The organism is Spiroplasma endosymbiont of Monopis laevigella (assembly GCF_964019975.1).
Taxonomy (GTDB): domain Bacteria; phylum Bacillota_I; class Bacilli_A; order Mycoplasmatales; family VBWQ01; genus Spiroplasma_E; species Spiroplasma_E ixodetis_A.
Map to the genome: position 1 here is coordinate 850,458 of NZ_OZ026473.1, position 25,297 is coordinate 875,754.

A 25,297-nucleotide genomic window follows, 5' to 3' on the forward strand; every position below is an offset into this window, starting at 1 on the left:
AAATTCCATTTTCTGCTAAAGTAGCTATTATTTGTTTGGGGATTTTTATGTTATGAAATACATTTTTTGATTTGAATCATTTTATTAATCCTAATTTATATCCTTCGGTCTGAACTATTGTAAATCGTCAAGCTTATCATCCTTGACAGCAAGTATTATTATTCTTAAATGGTATTGCTGCTTTTACTAATGTTATTTGTATAATTTTAATTTCGTTTGGTAAAATTTCTAATTTTTTTTGAGGTTTTTTTGCTGTTAGTATTTATGGTTGTATTGCTTTAGTTTGAGATTATGTTGGTGATATGCAGTTGAATTTATTTTTCTTTTTGCCTTTTCAATTTATTGGCTATAGTTTATGGAAATTTCATTTAGATTCACAACAAGAAATAATTTCTAAACGTTTAAATTTAAAAACAAGTATTGTTACTATTTACTTTGCAATTGTTTTATCAGTATTTTTTTATTTTGAAATTCCTGAATTTTCACGTGTAATTTTAGGGAAATATGATTTTGATGGTAATACTTTTCAACAAGTTTTACCACATATTCTAGATTCATTAACTAATTCTTTAAGTATTGTTGCGCAAATACTAATGTTATTACGTTTTCGTGAACAATGAATTTTTTGAATAATCGTTAATATTTTTCAAATAGCTATGTATTCGGGAGCTGCTCATAATCGTTTGGATGTAAATCTTTTATTAATGTGAATTGTTGCTCTTGGTAATTCATGCTTTGGTTTTTATCAATGATTTTTTGTAAGAAGTAAAGAAAAAGTGGTAGTTAAAAAAGAAACATATGAGCAGTAATAACTTTTAAATAAGAAAAATAATAATTTAGAAAATAAGTTATTATTTTGTATAATAGTTTGTAAAGTATAAAATAATTATCAAAGAAGGTTATTATGAAAAAAAATGTATATATATTAAAAAAATTAGATGACACTAATACTCTTGCCAAAATAATTGCTAAAATTGCTAAACCAAATTTAATTTTATTATTAAATGGTCCGCTTGGTAGTGGTAAAACGCAAATTACTAAATTAATTGGTAATTTACTTGGAGTTAAAAATATTATTAATTCACCAACTTTTATTATTTGAAATAAGTATCAAACTAAATATGAATGAAATTTAATTCATATGGATGCTTATCGTTTAATTAATCCTCATTTAGAAGAATATTATGAAATAATGATGAATAATTTTATGATAATTGAATGATCAGAAAGATTAAAAATTAATTTTAATAATTATTCATATATTGCTATAGATTTTAAAATTATTGATATTAATAGTAGACAAATAGTTATTAATACTAGTCTTCTTACAAAAGAGGAAGAAAAGTATTTATTTGACGCATTAAAAAAAATATAGAATTTTATTTATAAAAAAAGTAGGAAAAATCCTACTTTTTTTATACTTGTATATGAAAGTAATTAAGCATAATGCTATTAATAGTACTTTTACTAATTAAACCAAGTTTTTGATATTGTTTTAATACTTCTAAAGTATAGTTATTATCATCAACAGGATAATAATTATTTAAACCTCAAAGCAAACCAGCAAATAATACTAATGAACCAATAGCAATTGGACTAAAAGCATAATACACAGTTATTTTACGATTATGATATCCGATTAAAGAAGCAAATAATCATCCTGTGACAAAAGCAATCATTCAATATAATAATGTCACTACTTGTTGATCAGTTATAAATCAAAATATTAACATTAATAAAATAGTTGTAAAGAAACGACTCATAATTGGAGTTTTAAATAATTTATAATTTCAAATGAAAGGTAACATTGCTCCTAATGAAATTACAGGAAAAACTCAAAATCCTGACATGATATTAATATTATCAACAAAACTTTGTAAAATACCAGTTAGAATCATTGCACCAATTCAAATGAAAATTGCTTTTCATCATCCATAAAATCCTTCAACAAATCTGCCAACACGATAAAACATTCAAAGTGAAAATATTAAATTAATAGGAGCTGAAGGATTTATATCATTACCAGCAAATGGATAAATTAATCACCTTCAATATTGATAAGCACCAAATATTAAGTTATGATAATTGGCACCAAAAAGCAAATGTTGTTTTTTATAATCTAATGCTAATCAATCATCTTGACTAAGATTTATAATTACTAGAAAAACAACAAGTGTAATAATAGGAATTATAAAAAGAAATCAGGTAACTGCCAAATTAGCATTAGTACATTTTTTTAATGTTTCGCTTAAGTAACGACGATTTTGAAAATTAACTTTTTTTCAATTATCACTTAAAGTTCCAGTACTATTATCTTCATTAGTCTCTTCATTATTTTCAGTTTCAGTTTCAAGTTGGGGTAAGTCTACCTTAATAAATTTAGTAATACTAGGATAAAATTTAGATAATTCTTGAACAATTTTATCACTAGTAGCAATAATAACATCAACTGCTGGTGACATTCGATTTTCGTTTTGGTTATCATCATTTAAGATAACCATTAAATAACGAATATCTTTAACACCTTCATCTGCTAATTGTTTATGTAAAATTTCATAAACTTCATCTTTGTTTTTTAAATGGTGAGGATTAAAATTATTTTCTTTAATAATTTTAATGATATAATAAGTATTACTATCTTTATTAGTTAGATATACTTCACCTTTAACATGTAGTTTTAATTCTTTAGGAACATTAAATGGTCGATAATCTTGATGACTAATAAAATAATCAACTAATTGTAAACCTAAAATATCTAGAATATTATCATCCATTATTTAACACTTTCCTTTCGTAATAATTGTAATTTATTTTCAAAAAAATCAGGTAAATTACATTCAAAAGTCATAACTTTTTTAGTTGTGGGATGAGTAAAAGTAATGACTTTAGCATGTAAGTATTGTCCAATATTAGCATTTTCCAATTTAAACTTGCTGTATAAAGGGTCATTTACAATTGGATGTTCAATTCACTCAAAATGAACACGAATTTGGTGTGTTCGACCAGTTTCTAATTGACATTGAACTAAAGTATAGTCTTTAAATCGCTCAATAACTGTAAAATGAGTAGTTGCTTTCTTACTATTTTGTTCATTGACCATCATTTTTAGACGATTATTATTGCTTCTAGCAATAGGTGCTTTAATGGTTCCTGATCTACCTTTAATTGTACCATGAACTAATGCAATATAAATTCGTTTAATTTCATGTTTTTGTAATTGTTCTGCTAAAATATGATGACTAATTTTATTTTTAGCTACTAATAATAATCCTGTCGTTTGTTTGTCAATACGATGAACAATGCCTGGACGTAAATTATTTTCTTCAATATTTTCAATTTTAGACTGGAATAATAATCCGTTAACTAAAGTATTATCTCAATTACCTGCTCCTGGGTGGACAACCAAATTATTAGGTTTGTTAATAACAAGAATTTCATTATCCTCATAAACTATTTCAAAATCAATTGCAGTTGTTTTTAAAGTGTTATCTTTGTCATTTTTAATAATAATATTTATTTCATCATTATTTTTTAATAATAAGTTAGCTGATGAAATAGTTTTATTATTAACTATTACTTGCCCATTAGTGATTAAATTTTGGATAAAATTTCGTGAATAATGATGTTCTGTTAATACCATTGCTAAATATTTGTCGATGCGGATATTTTTGTTTTCATGATATTTTAGTTTTATCATCTTTTGATTTTCTGTCATTGATGATTGTTGTAAATGTTCCATTGTTGACTTCATTATTGTGTTCTCCAAACTTTTCTTGATAGGCATTAATTATGGTTCCAATAATTATTTGTAGAATAATAATTGTGATACCAATGGTAATGAATATATCCGCAGTATTAAAAATAGTATATGGTGGGAATAGTTGTCATAATAAAAAGTCAATAACACCACCTTTGTGTAAAAATCTATCTGTTAAATTACCGATTGTTCCTGCAATAACAAAACTGATACCTAGTGCTCTGTTAATAGATTTAGTAAATAATAGTCAGGTGCTACTAGCAATTGCTACTAGAAAAGCAAAAGTTATTAGAAAGATTCTTTGATTTTGAAAAAAACTAAAAGCAGAACCATAATTAATAATAAATTTTAAATTAATAAATCCGGGTATGAATTTATATTCTTCACCAGCTTTTATTCCATTTTGTACTGCTAATTTTATCATTTGATCAGTGATAATTAGAATAATAATTACGCAAAAACAAATTATTTTAGTTAATCATTTTCAATCACGTGTTTTTAAATGATTTTTAATTGCTAATCAAGAAAATTCCATAATTACTTCTTTCTAAACTAATATTAGTTATTTACATTATTAAGGATAACACTTCAAAACAACGATTACAAACATCTTCTTTTGTTTCATTAACAATTAATCAACAGCGAGGACATTTAGTACCATCTTTTGTTTTAACATTAATAGTTCAATCATTAACGTTGCTATTATTATAATTAATATTAACTTCACTAACAATTAATAATTGTGCTAATTCTTTTTCATCAATTGTTGATAAGATATTATGATTATCTTTAAAAATAATAGTTACTATTGTTTCTAGGGCTGTTTTAACAATTTTGTCTTTTTTAGCTTGTTCAATAACTTTATTAACTTCATTTTTAAAGTTAATAAAATATTCTCATTTTTCCATTAGTTTTGTTGGTTTGTTTAAATTTCATGGTTGTGGAAATTTTTTTAAATGAATAGAATCACTGCTTGTGTTTAAATCTTTTTTAGTTAAACTTTGGAATGCTTCTTCAGTAGTGTGTGGTAAAATAGGGGCTAATAAACCAATTAAAGTTTTTACTATTAAAAACATTGTTATTTGTACTTGTTTTCTTCTAATGTCTTTTTTGCTATTAACATATAAAATATCTTTAGTAAAATCACAATAAAAAGCAGACAAATCATTAGTAACAAAATTTAAAATTAAATGATAGATAGTATTAAATTGGTAAGTTTGATAATTTTCATTAATTTTAATCACTAATCCGTTTAATTTATTTAAAATATATTGATCAACTTCTGATAAACTATTAATAATTTCTTCTTCTGTTTTATTTTCAATAGTTTTGATATCTAAATCAAATAAATTACCTAGTAAGAAACGAAAAATATTTCTGATTTTACGATAGTTTTCACTAACTTGTTTTAAAATTTCAGTACCAATTCTTGTATCATCAGTAAAATCAACACTGGCTACTCATAATCGTAAAATATCAGCACCATTAGTATCACAAATTGATTTAACACTAATAACATTACCAATTGATTTTGACATTTTATTGCCTTTAGCATCAGTTACAAAACCATGTGCTAACAAGTTTTTATATGGACTACTATTATTAGTAATAGTTCCTGTTGTTAAACTTGAATTAAATCAACCACGAAATTGATCATTACCCTCCAAATATAAATCTGCTGGTCAAGGTAAATTATTATTTTTAATAACTGCTAAGTGGGAAACACCACTATCATATCAAACATCCATGATATCTTGTTCTTTATAAAAAATACCATTTGGGCTATCTTTATGTTGATATTTAGGTGGTAATAAATCTTTTGCTTCTTTTTCAAATCAAATATTTGAACCATGTTTAGCAAATAAATCAGCCACATGATTAATAAGGTTTATATCCATGATTGGTTCTTTTTTTTCAGTGTAAAAAATTGGAATTGGTAATCCTCAAGCACGTTGACGAGAAATGCATCAATCATAGCGATTATTTGTCATTAATAACATTCTTTTTTTTGCTCATTCAGGAACAAAATTTACTTTATTAATATTTTTAGTAAGTAATGGTTTGATTTTTTCAATAGCGATAAATCATTGTAAAGTAGCACGATAAATAACGGGTTTTTTAGTTCGTCAATCATGTGGATATTGATGTTTAAATCATTTCATACCAATTAATGTACCATTATTTTTTAAGCGCTCAACAATAATTTTATTAGTATCATCATAAAACTTATTGACTAATTGTTCATCATTGATTTCTGCTGTAAATTGACCTTGATCATTAATTGGACAAAGAATTTTGATATTATGTTTTAATCCTAAATCAAAATCTTCTTCACCAAACGCTGGAGCAGTATGAACAATTCCAGTTCCATCATTTATAGTAACATGAGAACCATGAACGATTGGGGTTTTTCTTTGATATAATGGATGTAATGCTGTTAATCCAATTAAATCTTTACCAGAAATTGTTTTAACAATTGTAAAATCGGTGATGTTGTTTGCTTTAGTAAAAGAATCAATCAATGGTTGTGCAATAATATATTGTTGTTCATTAGTCTTAATAATACTATATGTAAATTCTTCATTTACTGCTAACATTTGATTGCTAGGAATGGTTCATGGTGTTGTTGTTCAAATTACTAGTGAGGTAGGTAAGTTAAATATTTTTTTTTCATCATTTAGTAAAAAGGCAACATAAATAGCAGCACTAGTTTTTGTTAAATATTCAACTTCAGCTTCAGCTAAGGCACTTTCACTTGATGGTGATCAATATACAGGATATAAATTACGATATACTAGTTTTTTTTCTACCATTTTAGCAAAAACTTTAATTTGTTCAGATTCATATTTTTTATCATAAGTAACATAATGATCTTCAAAATCTGTTAGTAATCCTAATGTTTTAAATTGATTAATTTGATTAGCAACTTGCAGTTCTGCATATTTTTGACATTGTTTTCTAAAATCTGATACTGCTATTGTTTTACGATTAATTCCTGAGTTAGTAACTGCTGTTTCAATAGGTAAACCATGCGTATCTCAACCTGCAATATAGGGTGCATAATAATTGCTACTATTATAATAGCGAACAATAATATCTTTTAAAATTTTATTTAATGCATGTCCTAAATGTAGATCACCGTTAGCATATGGAGGTCCATCATGAAGGATAAAAGTTTTCGTAGATTTTTTATTTTTGTTAATTAGTTGTTGATATATTTTTTGGTCTTGTCAATATTTTTGTAGTTGTGGTTCTTTTATAGTTAAATTAGCACGCATTTCAAAGTTAGTTTGAGGCATTAATAATGTATCTTTATAGTTTTTATTCATGTATATTATTCTCCTTTAAAATAACAAGTTTTATTTGTACTAATTATTCTTTTTTATTCTTAAATCATTATACTAGTAATTACTTGAAATTTGTATAATATTTACTTTATTTTAATAATAAGATTTTATAAAACTTAAAAGTTAAAAATATTACTTTTAGTGAGTATTATTTTATAATAAAGTATAAACTTATTAAAGTTTATAAAATATTTTTAAAATTTTAAAAAAGAGGTTAATGAATAATGTTAAAAATTTTTATTTCATATCATCATTTAAGAGAACAAAAAGCAAAGGATGAATTATCAGAATTAATTTTGCAGTGTTATGGAGAATATTTTGAAGTGAAAGACGTATCTGTAAAACTAGGTGATATTGATCCGCAATTGCCTCCTAAAAAGATATTTAAAACTATTAGAGAAGAGTATTTAAAAGATTCAGATATTACTGTAGTTATTTTAGGAAAACATACAAAATGTAGAAAACATATTGATTGAGAAATTGCATCTTCATTATCAATATATGGTAGTCTTCATCGAAGGGGAAAAAATGGTTTATTAATACTTTTAATAGAAGATTGTCCAAAAAAAATCTAAAAAGAAACTAAATTGTTATTTCTCTTCACAAAAACAGAAATCACAAAAAAATTTATTTGAAGACATTAAAACAAAAGTGAATAATATAGACTCTATTTCTGCAACTATTCAATATTTATTTGTTGATTTCTTTTTTTAAATCAAATTATTATCAAAAATATATAAAATTAAAAAGGTTTTATTTTTTTTTAGTAAATAAAACTAAAAAAACTTTATTTTAGTAGTATAATAAAAATACTTACTTAGTTAAGGGTAAGTAAATATTCATTGGGTTGGCACCTAACAGTGAATAGGAGTTACCATTATTGGTAACTCTTTTATTTTAAATAATTATTATATACCTCAAAATTTAATAATATTTAAATTATTTATATAATATGAAAATAAAAAATATTGTAAAAATTTCTAAAATTTGGTAAAAGATAAGTGTAAAACTAAATATAGTTTTTAACCCATTGCTTTGTTTGTAAGTAAATGGGTTTTATTTTACTAAGAAGGTGTATAAAATGCGTGATAATGATAAAAGAAAATCAACAACATTTCAGCGAATAATGGAAAATAATCCAGAAAATATTTTTGCTCAAACCGATGGTTCTATAAAAAAAAGACATGGAGGTTTAGCAATAAAATCTTCTAGAAGTGAAAATAGTTTAAATGAAGCAAATAATGATAGTAATGTTTTAAATAAATATAAATATAATTGTCTTACAATTATAGAAGATCAAAAGATAAGTAAACTTAGAGAAGAAATTTTTAATTTTACAAAACAATTAGAAGATGTCAAAAGAACAAATGATGATTTAAATAAAAAATTAACTATTATTAGAGAAAATCTTTTTGAATTAGAAATTATTCAACTTAAACCTTTACTTGATGATTTAAAACGTAAAGAAAGAAAAATGGAAATAAATAAAACTAAGAAACAAAATACAACCGATAGTGAATTTAGAGAATATTTTGCGCTTAAAGAAACAATATCAGATAAAGAATTAGAAATTGAAGAACAAAGAAATATAAAAAAAGAATTGAATAATAATATTGAAAAAAATAATTCTAAAATTGAAGAATTAGAAAATACTATAAGCAATTTAAATAGTGAACTAGATAGTTATAGTGATGATTGGATGCCGTTATCATTAAAAGAAAATATTAATAGAAGAATAGAACTACAAAGAAAAATTGATGAAGAAAATTTAACTGAAGAGCAAAAACTAGAAATATTTTCTAATATTTCTAAGTTAAAAAAAGAAATAAAAAAAGAATGAAATATTAAAAGTCAAAATGTTCAAAAAATTTATGAAGAAATTTTTCCAATTGAAGATAAGATATTTTATATAACAACTTTAGTTTATAATGATGAATCAATTTTTGAAGAAATAATATATTTTGATAATAATGAAAAAAATGAGGTTGAAGTTTGAAAACAGACTAAAAAGTACCAGAGTATTGAAGAATATAAAAAAAGCACTTGTTTAATTGATAAAGAAAATGCAAATAATATTAGTACAATGCCAGTTAAAGAATTATTAAAAGAACAAATGGAATTAAAATCAAAGCCATCTAAAACGGAGTGAAAAGTTTGGGTTATTATTTTAGTCATTACTATTGTTATTGCTGTTCTTCCAAATTTGCTTCCTGTGATTTTAGCTCCTTATTTGGCTGCTGCAGTAGTGGCAACAATTAAGATTGATATTGCTATTGCTTCAGTTTTTATTAGTGGAGGTTTTAAAGCAATTACATCAGTTTTTTCAACTGCATCAAAAAAAGTTGAATCATGAATTTATAATAAAATATTTAAAAATAATAAAGATAAAAAAGAAAAAGAAAAAAAAGAAGTTAAATCAGTATCTAAGGATTTAACAAGTGATAAATTAGAAACTAAGTTAGAAACACAATTTAATATATTAAAACAAGAACTGGATGGTAGAAAACTTAAAACTATAAATGAACTAATGAATGATAAAACAATAATAAATGTTGAAAATAATATAATTCCAGTTGAAAATCAGTTTGATGTAGATAAAGCAAATTCTATGGACAATATGCAACCTCCTACAAATGTAAGACAACGACGTTACTCATTTTAAAATATAACGATAATTAGTTTAATTATTCTTACTTAATTAAGTAAGAATAATTTTTTATATATTTTTATATATATTTTTAATAAAAAATATATAATTTTATTGAGTATTTAAAGGTAGAAAAAATATTCAAAAAGTGAAAGGAATAATAAATTATGCCATGAAAATCTATTGAGAATAATAAATTAAAACAAGAAGCACATGCTAAAAATGCTGATAAAATAAATAAAGCTTGAGGAGAAAAAAATGAATCTGAAAGAAGAGAAAGAGTTTGTAAAAATCTTGAGTTAGATAAATCAAAAATAAATAGTGAATCTTCTTCAAGTGAAAGCAAAAACTCTAGTAGTAAAAATAGTAACCAGTTATAAAAAAAACAATTTTTTTAATTAAAATAAACTTCAATATGAAGTTTATTTTAATTTATTTTTTTAATCTTAATTAAGATATTGATGAAATTAGCATTTATGTTATTAAAAATAGTGTTTATAACTTAAAAGATATATAATAAAAAATTATTTATTTAATCTTTTGTAAATTTTTCTTGATTTTAATATATATATATCATATAATATACAAGCTAGAATAAGCCAAAGACAGCAACGGACTTTTGTCTTAATTATGTTGCTCAGGTAATTTCCATCATTATATATGCATGTGATTTACTCGGTTTTGCTCCGAGTTTTATTTACTACTTATTGCTAGTTATTTCAGAATAATAAGGAGGTGTACTTATGCGCCCAGCAATGGTTGAAAAACAAAAAACTATTGATTTAATTGCTAAGCAAATTAATGATTCAAAAACAACAATTGTTATACAATATCAAGGTATGAATGTTGAAGAAATTAGTTCTTTACGTAAGGAATTAAGAGCTAAAGGTGCAACATTCACTATTTATAAGAATAATTTAGTTGCTCGTGCTTTAAAAAAAGAATATTCATCGCTTGAAAGTAGTTTAGTTGGTCCAAATGGTTTTATCTTTGGATTTGAAAACGACTTAGAAACAGCTAAAATAGTTTCTAATTATGCTAAAATTAATAAATTATTAGTATTAAGAGGTGGCATTTTTGAAGGGAAAGTTATTGACCAAAGTGAGTTACAAAAAATAGCTTCATTACCATCAAAATTAGAATTAATTTCAATGTTAGCTTCTTGTTTACAAGCACCAGTTCGCAATTTGGCTTTAGCAATTAAAGCAGTAGCCCAACAAAAAGAAAACGCATAATTAACACTTATTAAATAAAAAAATATATGGAGGAAAAAATAATGGAAAATATTACAAATAAACAAATTATTGAACATGTTAAAACAATGACAGCAGTTCAATTAAAAGAATTAGTTGAATTAATTGAAACAACTTTTGGAGTAACTGCAGCAGTTGCTTCTGCACCAGCAGCAGCTAAAGAAGAAGCAACAAAACCATCAACAGTTTCTGTAATCTTAAAAGAAGTAGGAGACAAAAAAGTTGATGTTATTAAAGCAGTTAAGGCAATTGTTGGTGGAACAATGTCTTTAATGGATGCTAAAAAAATGGTTGATGCAGTAGCAACAGGACCACAAAAGATTTTAGAAAATATTGATACAGCAAAAGCAACAGAACACGAAGCAACGTTAAAAGCCGTTGGTGCTATTGTTGAAGTTAAGTAGTTCAAATATTAAAAATTTATATGAAAACCAGTTTTAATTAATACTGGTTTTCTGTTTGTTATTTAACTAAAAATTATCAACTTAAAACTTAATATTTTATCAAACTAATTAGTAATTTAATACTAATTAACTGAAATCAAATTATTTGATTTTAATAAATTTTTAAAATTGGAGATGAACCAATGTCATATACTACAAAACAATTTGGTCATTATGCTAAAAGACGTGACTATACTAAAGTATCAGGAAATTTAGATCTTCCTTATTTAATTTCAATTCAACGTGATACTTATAAATGATTTATTGATACAGGAATACAAGAAGTATTTAATGAAATATTTCCGGTAACTGATAATGATAATCGTATTATTTTATCATTGATTGATTGAGAATTTCGTAAACCAAGAAGAACATTAAAAGAAGCAAAAGATGAGTCAAAAACTTATGAAGCACCAATCTATACAAAATTATCTCTATCAATTCATGAAAATAATCGTCATTTAACTATTGCTGCTAAAGATAATATTTTAGATTATTTAATGCGTTGAATTAAAGACCAATTTGGTATTAAAAACATTAATGAACCAAAAGTTAGCGATAATATATATTATTTTGAAGAAAAAAATGTTCATGCTAATAGTGAATTTTCAACTATTGAAGTTACTATTAAAAGTAGAGAAGAAGATGTTTTAATTGTTGATTATACATTAACTCGTGAAGGAGATGTATTTTTAGGTGATTTTCCATTAATGACACAAAAAGGAACATTTATTATTAATGGAAGTGAAAAGGTTGTTGTTTCACAATTAGTTCGTTCACCAGGTGCATATTTTAAAATTGAAATTGATCCAAAAACCGGATTATATAAATTTTTAGGTGATTTAATTCCATCACGTGGAACTTGACTAGAATTTGAAACTGATTCTAAACGTAATAAATTAGTTCGTAATAAAAATGCAATTAAAGATATTATTCAAGTTAAAATTGAAAAATCACGTAAAATTGCAGTAACCACTTTACTTACTGCCTTAGGATTAACTAAAGATGATGTTATTAATATCATTGGTAAAGATGATGTTTTATTAAATACTTATGAATATGATGAACATCAAAATTGACCAGCAGCAGTACAAGAAATTTATAAAAAAATTAAAGCCGGAGAAACTGCCAGTGTTGATGGTGCTGCAAAATTTTTAACTGGATTATTATTTGATTCAAAAAAATATGATTTAACAAAAGCAGGAAGATATAAGCTAATTCAAAAATTAGCTATTACAGATCGTGTTTTAAATTACACTCTAGCTGAAGATATTAAAGATATTAGAGGTAATGTTGTTTTATCCAAAAAAACAGTAATTGGTAAATCACAATTAGAAATTCTAAAAACAGTATTAGAAGAAGGAGCATGTTTAGTAACTTTAAAAACATCAATCAGTGATAGTGAACCAAAACATTATGTGCAGTTAATTAAAGTTTATAATGATAAAGAAAGATTAAATGAAGTTATTAATGTTGTTGGAATTAATCCTAAATGTAAAGAAGTAATTATTACTATTGCTGATATTTTAGCAACTCTTTCTTATATTTTAAATTTTGTTCATGGTATTGGTAATGCTGATGATATTGATCACTTAGCAAATCGTCGTATTCGTACAATTGGTGAATTACTACAAAACCAATTTCGTATTGGAATGGTACGTATTGAAAAAAACGTTAAAGAAAAAATGTCAACTACTGATAGTGATAAAATGAAACCAGCAAATATTACAAATAATAAACCATTAACAGCTGTTATTGGTGAGTTTTTTAACTTATCACAATTATCACAATTTATGGATCAAACTAATCCATTAGCAGAATTGGCTAATAAAAGACGTTTAACTGCTTTAGGACCTGGTGGATTATCACGTGATCGTGCTAGTTTAGAAGTTCGTGATGTTCACTATTCTCACTATGGAAGAATTTGTCCGATTGAAACTCCTGAAGGACCTAATATTGGTTTAATCAATAATTTAGCCACTTATGCTCGTATTAATGAATACGGTTTTATTGAAACACCTTACCGTCAAGTAATTGCAGGTAAAATTACTAATGAAATTAAATATTTAACTGCTGGTGAAGAAAAGAATTATATCATTGCACAAGCTAATATTGAATTAGATACTAATAATGTTATTAAAAATAATAATGTTATTGCTCGTAGTAATGGTCAAAATATTATTGTTGGACCAAACGAAGTTGAATATATTGATGTTTCACCAAAACAAATTGTGTCAATAGCTACAAGTTGTATTCCCTTTTTAGAAAATGATGATGCTAACCGTGCTTTAATGGGAGCTAATATGCAACGTCAAGCAATTCCATTATTAAAACCCCAAACACCAATTGTTGGTACGGGTGTTGAGTATGCTGTTGCTCGTGACTCAGGATTAGCTATTGTTGCTAATTTACCGGGAGTTGTACAATATGTTGATTCTCATGAAATTATTATTAAATCAGAAGATGAAATAACAACTTATGAGTTAAGTCGTTTTGAACGTAGTAATCAAGGAACAGCAGTAACTCATGTGCCATTAGTAAAAGTTGGTGATAAAGTTGAAGTTAATCAAATTTTAGCAGATGGACCTTCGATGAAAGATGGCGAACTTGCATTAGGACAAAATGTAATTATTGCTTTCATGACTTGACATGGTTATAACTATGAAGATGCTATTATTATTAGTGAACGTTTAGTAAAAGATGATGTTTATACTTCAATGCATATTGAAGAATATAATTTAGAATGTCGAAAAACAAAACAAGGTAAAGAAGAAATTACACGTGAAATCCCTAATACTTCTGAACAATCAAGACGTTATCTTGATGATGAAGGAATTGTTTTAATTGGAACTGAAGTTAAAGAAGGAGATATTCTTGTTGGTAAAGTTACACCAAAAGGTCAAACACAATCAACTGCTGAAGAAAAATTATTAGCAGCTATTTTTGGTGAAAAATCACGTAATGTTAAAGATAATTCATTACGAGTACCTAATGGTGGTGCTGGAATTGTTCAAGGTATTAAACGTTATAAACGTGAAGATGGTTTTGACTTACCTTCAGAAGTAGAAGAAGTAGTTAAAGTATTTATTGTCCAAAAACGTAAAATCCGAGAAGGAGATAAAATGGCTGGAAGACACGGAAATAAAGGTGTTATTTCTAAAGTCTTACCAATTGAAGATATGCCTTTCCTAGAAGATGGAACACCGGTTGATATTATGTTAAATCCATTAGGAGTACCATCGCGGATGAATATTGGACAAATTCTTGAATTACACTTAGGAATGGCTGCTAAAACTTTAGGAATTAAAGTAGCAACCCCTGTTTTTGATGGTGCAAAAAATCAAGACTTGTTAGATATTATGAAAGAAGCAAAATATAATGATTTTGATAAATTAACATTATATGATGGTTTAACTGGTGAAAAGTTTGCCAAGAAAATTTCTGTTGGTGTTATGTATATGCTAAAACTATCACATATGGTAGATGATAAATTACATGCTCGTAATGTGGGTCCATATTCATTAATTACTCAACAACCATTAGGTGGTAAGGCACAAAATGGTGGACAAAGATTTGGAGAAATGGAAGTTTGAGCATTAGAAGCTTATGGTGCTGCTCATACTTTACAAGAAATCCTAACTATTAAATCTGATGATATTAAAGGTAGAATTAAAACTTATGAAGCGATTCTACGTAATAAACAGATTCCAACGCCAGGTATCCCTGAATCATTTAATGTTTTAACAAAAGAACTACAAGGTTTAGGAATAAATATTGTGTTAATTGACGAAAAAGGTCAAGAACAAAAAGTGGTAACTTACGATGAAGAAGTCGAAAGTTATCTTGAGGATTAGAAAAGGAGTAATAAATATATGCAAATGCAAAAAAATTCAAAACATTATACTGCCCTTAAAATTTCTCTTGCTTCTCCCGATCAAATTCGCTCATGATCACATGGAGAAATTACAAAGCCAGAAACAATTAATTATAAGTCATTAAAACCTGAAAAAGATGGATTATTTGATGCACGAATATTTGGACCAACTAAAAATTATGAATGTACTTGTGGTAAATATAAGAAAATAAAAAATAAAGGTAAAGTTTGTGAACGTTGTTTAGTAGAAATTACTGAAGCAATTGTTCGACGTGAACGTTTAGGACACATTGAGTTAGAAGAGCCAGTAACTCATATTTGAATGTTAAAGGCTTCTCCTTCAAGAATTGCGTTAGCATTAGATATGAAAGCTAAAGACTTAGAAGAAGTAGCATATTTTGTTTCTTATATTGTTTTAGACCCAGGGACCGCTAAAGGTTTAAAACAAAAAATGATTATGGATTTAGGTAATGCTAAATCTTCAACTGATACTCGTAATCGTTTACGTAAAGTATTTGCACAAATTTTAGAACAATTAGAACCTTCTTCTTTTGCTTATACTCGTGCTCAAATGTTAACTGATACTTTAGCAGATACTTCACGTCCATTTTCAATGGATGAATGTGCTCAATTTATTACTAAACATACTGGAACAAAATTTGGAATTGGTGCTTCAGCTATTGAGTATTTATTAAAAAATATTAATTTAGAAAAAGAATTTCTTGCCATTAAAAAACAATTGACAAACAAGAAATCACAAACTGATCGTAGAAAACTAGAACGTCGTTTAGATGTTATTGATTCATTTGCTAAATCAGGAAATAAACCAGAATGAATGGTATTACACGCTATTCCGGTGATTCCACCTGATATTCGTCCAATTATTCAGTTAGATGGTGGTCGTTTTACAACATCAGAAATTAATGATTTATATCGAAGAATTATTATTCGTAATGAACGCTTAAAAAAAGTAAAACAAATGGGAGCACCAATCTTAATTATTAATAATGAAAAAAGAATGTTGCAAGAATCAGTTGATGCTTTATTTGATAATGAACGTAAAGCACGTCCAGTAACAGGAAGAGATAAACGTCCATTAAAATCTTTAACTTCAACATTAAAAGGAAAACAAGGACGTTTCCGTCAAAACTTATTAGGTAAGCGTGTTGATTATTCAGGTCGAAGTGTTATTGCTGTTGGTCCGGAATTAAAAATGTATCAATGTGGTATTCCTCGTGATATGGCAATTATTTTGTTCAAACCTTTTGTTGTGCAAAGATTAGTTCATCAAGAATTAGCTTTAAATATTAAAATTGCTGAAAAATTAATTGAAATCCAAGATGAACGAATTTGAGATGTTTTAGAAGAAGTAATTAAAGATCGTCCTGTTTTATTAAACCGTGCCCCAACTTTACACCGTTTAGGAATTCAAGCATTTGAACCAATTCTAGTTAAAGGGAAAGCTATTCGTTTACATCCACTAGTAACTCCTGCTTTTAATGCTGACTTTGATGGTGACCAAATGGCTGTTCACGTGCCAATTACCCAAGAAGCAGTAGCTGAAGCAAGAAGTTTAATGTTAGGTTCAAAAAATATTTTAAGTCCTAAAGATGGTAAACCAATTGTTACGCCAACTCAAGATATGGTTCTTGGTAATTATTATTTAACTATTGAAAAATTAGATGAATTAGGTCAAGGTTCAATTTTTAAAGATGTTAATGAAGCAATTAAAGCTTATGATACAAAACAAGTTTCATTACATGCTATTATTGGAATTCGTGTTGCTAGTTTAGGTGCAAGTAAATTTGCTGCTACCGATCAAAACAAATTTTTAATTACTACTATTGGTAAGATTATTTTTAATCAAATGTTTTCAGAAAGAATGCCATTTATTAATCGCCCAAATATTATTAATTTAACTGAAACCCATAATGAAGATTTAGTTACAACTGATGTTGATTTTCGTGAATTTATTAAAAAAAGAGTTATTGTTGAACCATTTAAGAAAAAAGCTTTAGCAGATATTATTCATAAATATTTTAAAACTTTTGGAACTCAATTAACTGCACAAATGTTAGATAAAATGAAAAATCTTGGTTTTAAATTTTCAACAATTTCAGGAACAACAATTTCTGCAGGCGATGTTGTATCTTATTCAGGTAAAACAAGATTATTTAAAGAAGCAGATGAATATGTTAAAACAATTAACAAGTTTTATAAACAAGGTATGTTAACTAATCGTGAGCGTCATTACCATATTATTAATAAATGAAGTGGTATTAAAAATAATATTCAAGTTGAACTAGAAACAGTTTTAAGAAAAGATATTGAAAATCCAATCTTTATGATGTGAGATTCAGGTGCTAGAACTAATATTAGTAACTTTACTCAATTAGTAGGGATGCGTGGTTTAATGAATAATCCAAAAGGAGAAGTTATTGAATTACCAATTAAATCTTCATTCCGTGAAGGATTAAATGTTTCAGAGTTCTTTATTTCTACCCATGGTGCTCGTAAAGGAATGGCAGATATGGCGCTTAAAACTTCTGACTCAGGTTATTTAACAAGAAGACTAGTTGACGTTTCACAAGATATTATTGTTACTGAAGAAGATTGTAATACCGGTAATGGCTTTATAATTAGTGACGTTGTTGACCAAAAACGTAATAATATTATTGTGCCCTTACGTGACCGTTTATTTGGACGTTTTGTTCAAGGTGATGTTGTTGATAGTAACAATAATGTAATTGTTGCAAATAATGAATTAATTACTGAAAAATTAGTAGAAACAATATTAGAGGCAAAAATTACAAAAATAAATATTCGTTCAGTTTTAACTTGTGAAGCAAGTTATGGTGTTTGTCAAAAATGTTATGGTATTAATTTAACAACAGGTTCTATTGTTGCTATTGGTGAAGCAGTTGGAATTATTGCAGCGCAATCAATTGGTGAACCAGGAACTCAACTAACGATGAGAACTTTCCATACTGGAGGAGTTGCTGGTGGTAGTGATATTACCCAAGGATTACCAAGAATTAAAGAATTATTAGATATTACTAATCCCAAAGGTGCTGTTGCTATTATTAGTGAGTTTGATGGTAAAGTAACAGATATTCGTGAAGAGCAAGGAATTTATACAATTACTGTAAAGTCAAAACTTGACTATAAAGAATATAAAACTCAATATAATGCGCAGGTAAGAATTAAAATTGGTGATAATGTTAAGATTGGCCAAAAACTAACTGAAGGTGCAATTAATATTACACAATTACTAGAAGTAGCAGGAATCATTGAAGTTCAACAATATATTTTAAAAGAAGTACAACGTGTTTATCGTTTACAAGGAATTGAAATTTCTGATAAGTATATTGAAATTATTGTAAAACAAATGTTGAATCGTATTTTTGTAGTTGAAGGTAATGATTCACCATTATTGCCTGGAGCGATTGTTGATATCAAAGAATTTAAGAATGTTAATGCCAAAATTATTGTTGCTGGTAAAAAACCCGCTTTTGGTCATCCAATTATTTTAGGGATTAAAAAAGCACCATTAGAATCAGAATCATTCTTGGCTGCTGCTTCTTTCCAAGATACAACAAGAGTATTAACTAATGCTGTTATTAAGTCAAAACAAGATAATTTACGTGGTTTAAAGGAAAATGTTATTTTAGGAAACTTGATACCGGCCGGTACTGGTTTAATGCCAACTGAGAAGTTAATAGGTATGGGTAATTCTTCACTTGAAGAAGAATACTAAATTAAAATAAAAATAAAAAGTGAAAATTTTATTCTCACTTTTTAAGAGGCTTTTTAATAATCTGTGTATCTTTGTTTTACAAAGTTACTAATTTAGATTAATTCTGTCTTCAAATTTTATCATAAAATGAGCAATTGCTGTATTTCAATTTTGAATAGGCAATGTTCATTTTTTTGTTATATTTTCAATTGCCAAGTAAAATATTTTGAAAACTGCCATATCATTAGGAAAAACTTTTTTATTTCTGATGATTTTTCGTAATTGACTATTAACAGATTCAATAGCATTTGTAGTATAAATCACTCTTTTGATTTCTACTGGATAACTAATAAAAACCATTAAATTATCTCAATTTTTATATCAAGATTTAGTAATTTGAGGATATTGTTTATTTCATTTACTTTCAAACGATTCTAAAGCTTGCATTGCTTGTTCTTCACTACATGCACTATAAATTGGTTTTAAATCTGCAACTAGACCTTTTCGATGTTTGTATGAAACATATTTTAAACTATTTCTAATTTGATGAACAATGCATAATTGATGTTCTGTTTTAGGATAAACTGATTGTATTGCTTCTGACATGCCTGTTAAATTATCACTACAAGCAATAAGAATATCATTTAAGCCACGATTTTTCATTTCTGTGAAATTAGATAATCAAAACTTAGAACCTTCATTTTCACTAATTCATAATCCTAAAACATCTTTTTTGCCTTCTAAATCAACTCCTAATGCTATATAAACTGATTTGTTAATAATCCGTTTATCTTGTCGTACTTTAACTACTATACAATCAAAATAAACAATAGGATAAATACTTTCTAATGGTCGATTTTGTCATGCTTTAACATCATCAATAACATCATCAGTAATTTGACTAATAACACTTTCACTAATATCAGCACCATGATATAACTCTTGCAACTGCATTCTAATGTCAGATAATGTCATTCCTTTTGCATACAAGGAAAGAACTTGTTGATCAAAACCATCAAATCTTCTTTGCCTTTTAGGAACTATTACAGGAGTAAAATTACTATTGCGATCTCTTGGTACATCAATTTCAATTTTACCTTGTTGAGTTATTAATTTTTTTGAACTTGTACAATTACGAGCATTTTCAGTAGTACTATGTTGATTTTTTTCATATCCTAAATAATTTTGCATTTCAGAATTCAACATTTTTTCAACTAATCTTTTTGTTAATTCTTTATATAAACCGCCAGGTTTAAAAACTGTTGTTAAATCTTCAGTATTTTCTAGTAATAAATCTACTGCTTTTGATATTGGATCATTATTATTAAAGTTATCTTTTTTAGCCATCTGTAACTCACTCTTTCTAGTCATTTAATTATATTTACTAGAATTAATTAAACATAGTTATTTTTGTAAGTTACACAGATTACTAAACATTTCCCTTTTTAAATATTTATATTTTATTTTCTAATGTTTAATTTTACTAGTTGTATGTTTTAAAGATAGGATAAATATATTTCTGGACATTCTTGTGTATAATTAGTTTTACCAGAATTTATAAATTTTTTTGTTTTTTTAGTAAACTCTTGCATTGTTTTTTCTTCTTTTTCTTTTGCTTCACATTCTTCTGAATTACCTTTTTTATGGAGATGTATTCTTTTAAAATTTTCATCTTTCATTATACTTATTTTTTGTAGTTCACTACCAATTCCACTATCTTTACTATTATGTTTTAAAGATAATTTTCTTAAAAGATTACTTTTATTATCATCTTTAGTAAAGTTGGTTGTAGTTTCTTGTAGTAATTGATTATTAATTTCACTATCTTGAATTGAAGTTAATATTACATTATCTATTTTTTCCTCTAATTTAAAAGGTACTACAATATTACTATCATCATCTTCGTTAAAACCACTATCTTGACTTGAAGTTAATTTTTCATTATTTATTTTTTCCTCTGATTTAGAAGGTACTACACTATCATTATCATCATTTTCTTTGTTAACACCATTATCTTTATTTGAAGATAATTTTGCATTTTCTATTTCTTCGTCTGATTCAGAAAGTATTTCAATATCACTATCTTCTTCTTTAAAACCATTATCTTTATTTGAAGATAATATTGCATTATCTATTTCTTTTTTTTCATTAAAAACAGTATCTTTAGTATTATCTTTTAAAACAGTTGGTTTTAAAAAACTAGGGCTGATAACATTTTGATAAAACATTTCTTCTTTTTTATGATTAGATTGAACTTTATCAAGTAAATTTTTAAGAATTATTATATCTGAAAAGATTTCATCATAAGTAGCAATAATTGCATGTTTATTTATTACGGTTTCATATATTCTTTGACCAGCATTTTCTTGGGTGATTAAAGAAGAATAATCACAAGTGTTATTAAAATTACAATTTATTTTTGCTTTTTTAATAAAATCAGCAGTTAAAAGTATTATAAAACTATTTATCTTCTTTCTTCTATTTAAACTTCCATATTTATTTAATGAAGCTTCAATTTCTCAGTCAATATGTTGTCTACATTTTGTATGTATTCCTAGAATAAGAATAGTAATAGTTGTATCTTTTAAATGATTTTGTCTAATAGTTTTAGCGATTTCATTATTTGATCATGTGGTATCAATATCCCCTATTTCTACAGACATGTCTTTTATATTTAAATAATTAGCATACTTTTTAATTAACTCTGCTAATTGGTCTTTTTCTTCTTGTTCTCTTAGATGATGATATGAAATAAAAATTTTTCTCACTGTTTAACTCCTTTTTTAACATTATTAAAAATTATGTTTTATAATTTTTTTGATTATAAAACATAAGTCTTAATAGGTAATTTTAAAGATATTGTTTTAAAAATTTAAATTTGTTTTTTACTTATATTTTATTTAAACATTTAATATTTTAATCTGTGTAGTTTAATAATTTTTTGATTTGTTCATTAGTTGCAGTTGAAAGTGAAAGTATTGAAATAAAATATAAGTATTTGTTTTCTATTAAATCTTTTCTAACTTTATCAATTTGTTTTAAAAAATTTTCGATTTCTTCTTTGCTTAAATTTTCATCATTAATGATAAAATTACCATTAGTATCTATTTTTGTTAGTGATCTACTAGCAATTAAGATTGGTCTGATTTTTAAATTCATAATTTTTAAAATTACATCTGTTACTAAGTTATTTTTATCAGAAGTTAATAATATTTGTTTACTTTCATCAAAAGTATTTTTAATACTTTTGATTGCTTCAGAAACTCTTCCTTCGGATTTATTTACTAATATTGAACTTGTCAAAATTATAAAAAAATTTCAGGCAATTTTTGTTGGTTTTTTATTAACTCCACTTTCTGATTTTAGGAATTTTTTAAATAAATTTATATCAACATCTCTAATAAATATTTCTTTAAAATATTTTCTTAATTTTATTTTTAATTCTTTTTTCGTTTCTATGATTTGACTAAAATCATTTGAAGAAAGTATTCTTTTAACTTTGTTTTTTTGTTTATAATTTAATAAAAATTTTATTAGTAAAAACATTAAAAGTAATATAAAAGAAATAAGTAAAGCAATACTTGAAATATAAGCTATTCAATTAAATATTTTAGTTGTAGTCAATCTGCTTTTCCTTAGTTTTATCCATAAAATGTTAAACATAATACGAGAAAAAAATATATAACTTTTATATTTATAATTTGGGGTATTAGTTTAAAAAAAATAAAAAAATTTAGTATTATAATTTTTTAATTAAATAGTTACTTGTTTTGTGTTAGTTATTAATTTTATTTTAGTTTCTTATTAATATTTATTGAAAATTATTATGATATTAATAATAATATTCCATTTTAATTATATACATATATAATTTAAAAAATCTATTAAAAAGCAACATAATATAAGAATTTTTTTAAAAAAATTATTTTTATAATGTTTCTTTTTTATGTATTTTATACTGATCTGTGTAGTTTAATAATTTTTTGATTTGTTCATTAGTTGCAGTTGAAAGTGAAAGTATTGAAATAAAATATAAGTATTTGTTTTCTATTAAATCTTTTCTAACTTTATCAATTTGTTTTAAAAAATTTTCGATTTCTTCTTTGCTTAAATTTTCATCATTAATGATAAAATTACCATTAGTATCTATTTTTGTTAGTGATCTACTAGCAATTAAGATTGGTCTGATTTTTAAATTCATAATTTTTAAAATTACATCTGTTACTAAGTTATTTTTATCAGAAGTTAATAATATTTGTTTACTTTCATCAAAAGTATTTTTAATACTTTTGATTGCTTCAGAAACTCTTCCTTCGGATTTATTTACTAATATTGAACTTGTCAAAATTATAAAAAAATTTCAGGCAATTTTTGTTGGTTTTTTATTAACTCCACTTTCTGATTTTAGGAATTTTTTAAATAAATTTATATCAACATCTCTAATAAATATTTCTTTAAAATATTTTCTTAATTTTATTTTTAATTCTTTTTTCGTTTCTATGATTTGACTAAAATCATTTGAAGAAAGTATTCTTTTAACTTTGTTTTTTTGTTTATAATTTAATAAAAATTTTATTAGTAAAAACATTAAAAGTAATATAAAAGAAATAAGTAAGCTAGAACCAGAAATAACACCTATTCAACTAAATACTTGATTTTGACTCAATTTAATTTTCCTTTCAAATAACATGAAATATGATGTTGATATTTTATTTTAATTATACATAGACATAATAAAAATTAAATATTTATTAAGTGTATTTTACAAATTTTTGAATATGTATATAAAATAAATAATAAAATTAAAACTTAGATAAAAAAATATTTTTTGTTAAAATATAATTGATTTAATTTGATTTATGAAAGAGGTAATGATTATGAAACAATATTTAGATTTATGTCAATATGTTTTAGAAAAAGGATATAAAAAAGCTGATAGAACAGGCACTGGTACTGTTTCTACTTTTGGTTATCAAATGCGTTTTGATTTACAAAAAGGTTTTCCTATATTAACTACAAAAAAAGTTCATTTTGCTTCTATTGTTCATGAGTTATTATGATTTATTGCTGGTGATACTAATATTGAATATTTAGTTAAAAATAATATTAGAATTTGAAATGAGTGACCTTATAAGAAATTTATGGAAAGTAAAAAATATCAAAATGAAACTTTAGAAGAATTTGTTGAAAAAATTAAAACTGATCATCAATTCGCTCTTGAATTTGGTGATTTAGGACCTATTTATGGTAGACAATGACGTAATTTTAATGGTGTTGATCAGTTGCAGGAGTTAATAGAAAATTTAAAAAACAATCCTTTTTCACGAAGACACATTTTATCAGCATGAAATCCTGCAGAAATTAAAAATATGGCACTACCACCATGTCATACTTTAATTCAATTTTACGTTTCTGATGATAAAAAATTATCTTGTCAATTATATCAACGTAGTGCAGATATTTTTTTAGGAGTTCCCTTTAATATTGCTTCTTATGCATTATTAACAATAATGTTAGCACAAATATGTGGCTATCAGTTAGGAGAATTTATTCACACTTTAGGTGATGCTCATATTTATAGTAATCATTTTTCACAAATTAATGAACAATTAAGTAGAAAACCAAAATCATTACCAATTTTAGTTATTAATAAAAATATTACTAATTTATTTAATTTTAAATTTGAAGATTTTAAATTAGAACAATATGATCCATATCCGTTGATTAGAGGTCAGGTTGCAGTATAATGGTAATTTTAGTTTGAGCAATGACCAAAGAAAAGGTAATTGGTTTTAATAATAAATTGCCCTGAAAAATTAAAGAAGAAATGCAATATTTTCAGAGCATTACTTTAAATAAAAATGTATTAATGGGTTCAAAAACTTTTGAAAGTATTGGCAAACCATTAAAAAATCGTTACAATATAGTTGTTACTAATCATCAAGAACGTTATCAACAATTTCTAAATGATAATAATATTACTTTCACAAATGATATTATTTCATATTTAAAACAATATCAAGGTAATAAAAAAACAGATATTTGTATTATTGGTGGTGCTGAAATTTATAAGCAGGCATGAGATTATGCTGATTATTTATATGTTTCAGTCATTAAAAATTTATATAATGGTGATCTTTTATTTCCTATTAGTAATTTTTCTGATTTTAAATTAATCAAAACAACAGAATTTGCAGAATTTGTGGCGAATGTGTATCAAAGAAAGGAAAAAAAATAATA

The 25,297-nt window shown here is 25.3% G+C and carries 19 protein-coding genes; 11 read left to right on the top strand and 8 right to left on the bottom strand.

All coding sequences use genetic code 4. The features are described from left to right. Positions 1 to 47: 47 nt before the first annotated feature. Positions 48 to 809 (top strand): nicotinamide riboside transporter PnuC, encoded by a 762-nt coding sequence (pnuC, locus tag AACK94_RS04620; protein ID WP_338975313.1) that lies wholly within the window; start codon positions 48 to 50, stop codon positions 807 to 809. A gap of 95 nt (positions 810 to 904) precedes the next feature. Further along, positions 905 to 1,375, top strand: a complete 471-nt coding sequence (gene tsaE / locus AACK94_RS04625; protein ID WP_338975314.1) for a tRNA (adenosine(37)-N6)-threonylcarbamoyltransferase complex ATPase subunit type 1 TsaE — start codon at positions 905 to 907, stop codon at positions 1,373 to 1,375. Positions 1,376 to 1,415: 40 nt separating this feature from the next. Here the strand turns inward: tsaE and AACK94_RS04630 are convergent, their stop codons facing one another. Genes AACK94_RS04630 through ileS form a run of 4 tightly spaced genes read right to left on the bottom strand, consistent with a single transcriptional unit; the run spans position 1,416 to position 7,086 of the window. Continuing rightward, a complete protein-coding gene (locus AACK94_RS04630) occupies positions 1,416 to 2,774 on the bottom strand; it encodes a rhomboid family intramembrane serine protease (RefSeq protein WP_338975315.1) in 1,359 nt (452 codons plus the stop codon). Then, a complete protein-coding gene (locus AACK94_RS04635; protein WP_338976343.1) occupies positions 2,774 to 3,697 on the bottom strand; it encodes an RluA family pseudouridine synthase in 924 nt (307 codons plus the stop codon). Before AACK94_RS04635 ends, AACK94_RS04630 begins: the two co-directional genes overlap by 1 nt. Beyond that, entirely contained in the window at positions 3,585 to 4,292 is a 708-nt protein-coding gene (lspA, locus tag AACK94_RS04640) for a signal peptidase II (protein ID WP_338975316.1), read from the bottom strand. Before lspA ends, AACK94_RS04635 begins: the two co-directional genes overlap by 113 nt. A 31-nt stretch (positions 4,293 to 4,323) precedes the next feature. After that, positions 4,324 to 7,086, bottom strand: a complete 2,763-nt coding sequence (gene ileS, locus AACK94_RS04645) for an isoleucine--tRNA ligase (RefSeq protein WP_338975317.1) — start codon at positions 7,084 to 7,086, stop codon at positions 4,324 to 4,326. 242 nt (positions 7,087 to 7,328) lie between these two features. Here ileS and AACK94_RS04650 point away from each other — a divergent pair, with 242 nt between their 5' ends. The 7 genes from AACK94_RS04650 to rpoC all read left to right on the top strand — a co-directional run bounded on the left by AACK94_RS04650 (position 7,329) and on the right by rpoC (position 19,078). After that, entirely contained in the window at positions 7,329 to 7,679 is a 351-nt protein-coding gene (locus AACK94_RS04650; protein ID WP_338975318.1) for a TIR domain-containing protein, read from the top strand. Between the two features lie 506 nt (positions 7,680 to 8,185). After that, a complete protein-coding gene (locus AACK94_RS04655) occupies positions 8,186 to 9,766 on the top strand; it encodes a hypothetical protein (protein WP_338975319.1) in 1,581 nt (526 codons plus the stop codon). Positions 9,767 to 9,918: 152 nt separating this feature from the next. Further along, entirely contained in the window at positions 9,919 to 10,131 is a 213-nt protein-coding gene (locus tag AACK94_RS04660; RefSeq protein WP_252320294.1) for a hypothetical protein, read from the top strand. 363 nt (positions 10,132 to 10,494) lie between these two features. Further along, positions 10,495 to 10,986, top strand: coding sequence for a 50S ribosomal protein L10 (gene rplJ / locus AACK94_RS04665; protein WP_338975320.1), 492 nt, complete (start codon positions 10,495 to 10,497; stop codon positions 10,984 to 10,986). 41 nt (positions 10,987 to 11,027) lie between these two features. Continuing rightward, positions 11,028 to 11,408 carry a 50S ribosomal protein L7/L12 gene (rplL, locus tag AACK94_RS04670; RefSeq protein WP_252320298.1) on the top strand — a complete coding sequence of 127 codons (381 nt, stop codon included), beginning with the start codon at positions 11,028 to 11,030 and terminating at the stop codon, positions 11,406 to 11,408. A gap of 182 nt (positions 11,409 to 11,590) precedes the next feature. Continuing rightward, positions 11,591 to 15,301: a DNA-directed RNA polymerase subunit beta gene (locus tag AACK94_RS04675; RefSeq protein WP_338975321.1), complete on the top strand. Its 3,711-nt coding sequence runs from the start codon at positions 11,591 to 11,593 to the stop codon at positions 15,299 to 15,301. Positions 15,302 to 15,325: 24 nt separating this feature from the next. After that, a complete protein-coding gene (rpoC, locus tag AACK94_RS04680; protein WP_338976345.1) occupies positions 15,326 to 19,078 on the top strand; it encodes a DNA-directed RNA polymerase subunit beta' in 3,753 nt (1,250 codons plus the stop codon). An 87-nt stretch (positions 19,079 to 19,165) separates the two neighbouring features. On the opposite strand, the gene AACK94_RS04685 is transcribed toward rpoC, so the two are convergent. The 4 genes from AACK94_RS04685 to AACK94_RS04700 form a co-directional block, all read right to left on the bottom strand. Beyond that, positions 19,166 to 20,404 carry an IS256 family transposase gene (locus AACK94_RS04685; RefSeq protein ID WP_338976347.1) on the bottom strand — a complete coding sequence of 413 codons (1,239 nt, stop codon included), beginning with the start codon at positions 20,402 to 20,404 and terminating at the stop codon, positions 19,166 to 19,168. 149 nt (positions 20,405 to 20,553) lie between these two features. After that, positions 20,554 to 21,825 (bottom strand): TIR domain-containing protein, encoded by a 1,272-nt coding sequence (locus AACK94_RS04690; protein ID WP_338975322.1) that lies wholly within the window; start codon positions 21,823 to 21,825, stop codon positions 20,554 to 20,556. 148 nt (positions 21,826 to 21,973) lie between these two features. Next, positions 21,974 to 22,681: a hypothetical protein gene (locus tag AACK94_RS04695; protein ID WP_338975323.1), complete on the bottom strand. Its 708-nt coding sequence runs from the start codon at positions 22,679 to 22,681 to the stop codon at positions 21,974 to 21,976. Between the two features lie 304 nt (positions 22,682 to 22,985). Continuing rightward, positions 22,986 to 23,723 (bottom strand): hypothetical protein, encoded by a 738-nt coding sequence (locus AACK94_RS04700; RefSeq protein ID WP_338975324.1) that lies wholly within the window; start codon positions 23,721 to 23,723, stop codon positions 22,986 to 22,988. 211 nt (positions 23,724 to 23,934) lie between these two features. Between AACK94_RS04700 and thyA the strand changes: the two genes are divergently transcribed. Together thyA and AACK94_RS04710 are read left to right on the top strand one after the other, a co-directional pair. Then, positions 23,935 to 24,804 carry a thymidylate synthase gene (gene thyA, locus AACK94_RS04705; RefSeq protein ID WP_338975325.1) on the top strand — a complete coding sequence of 290 codons (870 nt, stop codon included), beginning with the start codon at positions 23,935 to 23,937 and terminating at the stop codon, positions 24,802 to 24,804. Then, positions 24,804 to 25,295 (top strand): dihydrofolate reductase, encoded by a 492-nt coding sequence (locus AACK94_RS04710; protein ID WP_338975326.1) that lies wholly within the window; start codon positions 24,804 to 24,806, stop codon positions 25,293 to 25,295. The genes thyA and AACK94_RS04710 overlap by 1 nt, the downstream gene beginning before the upstream one ends. Positions 25,296 to 25,297: the final 2 nt, after the last annotated feature.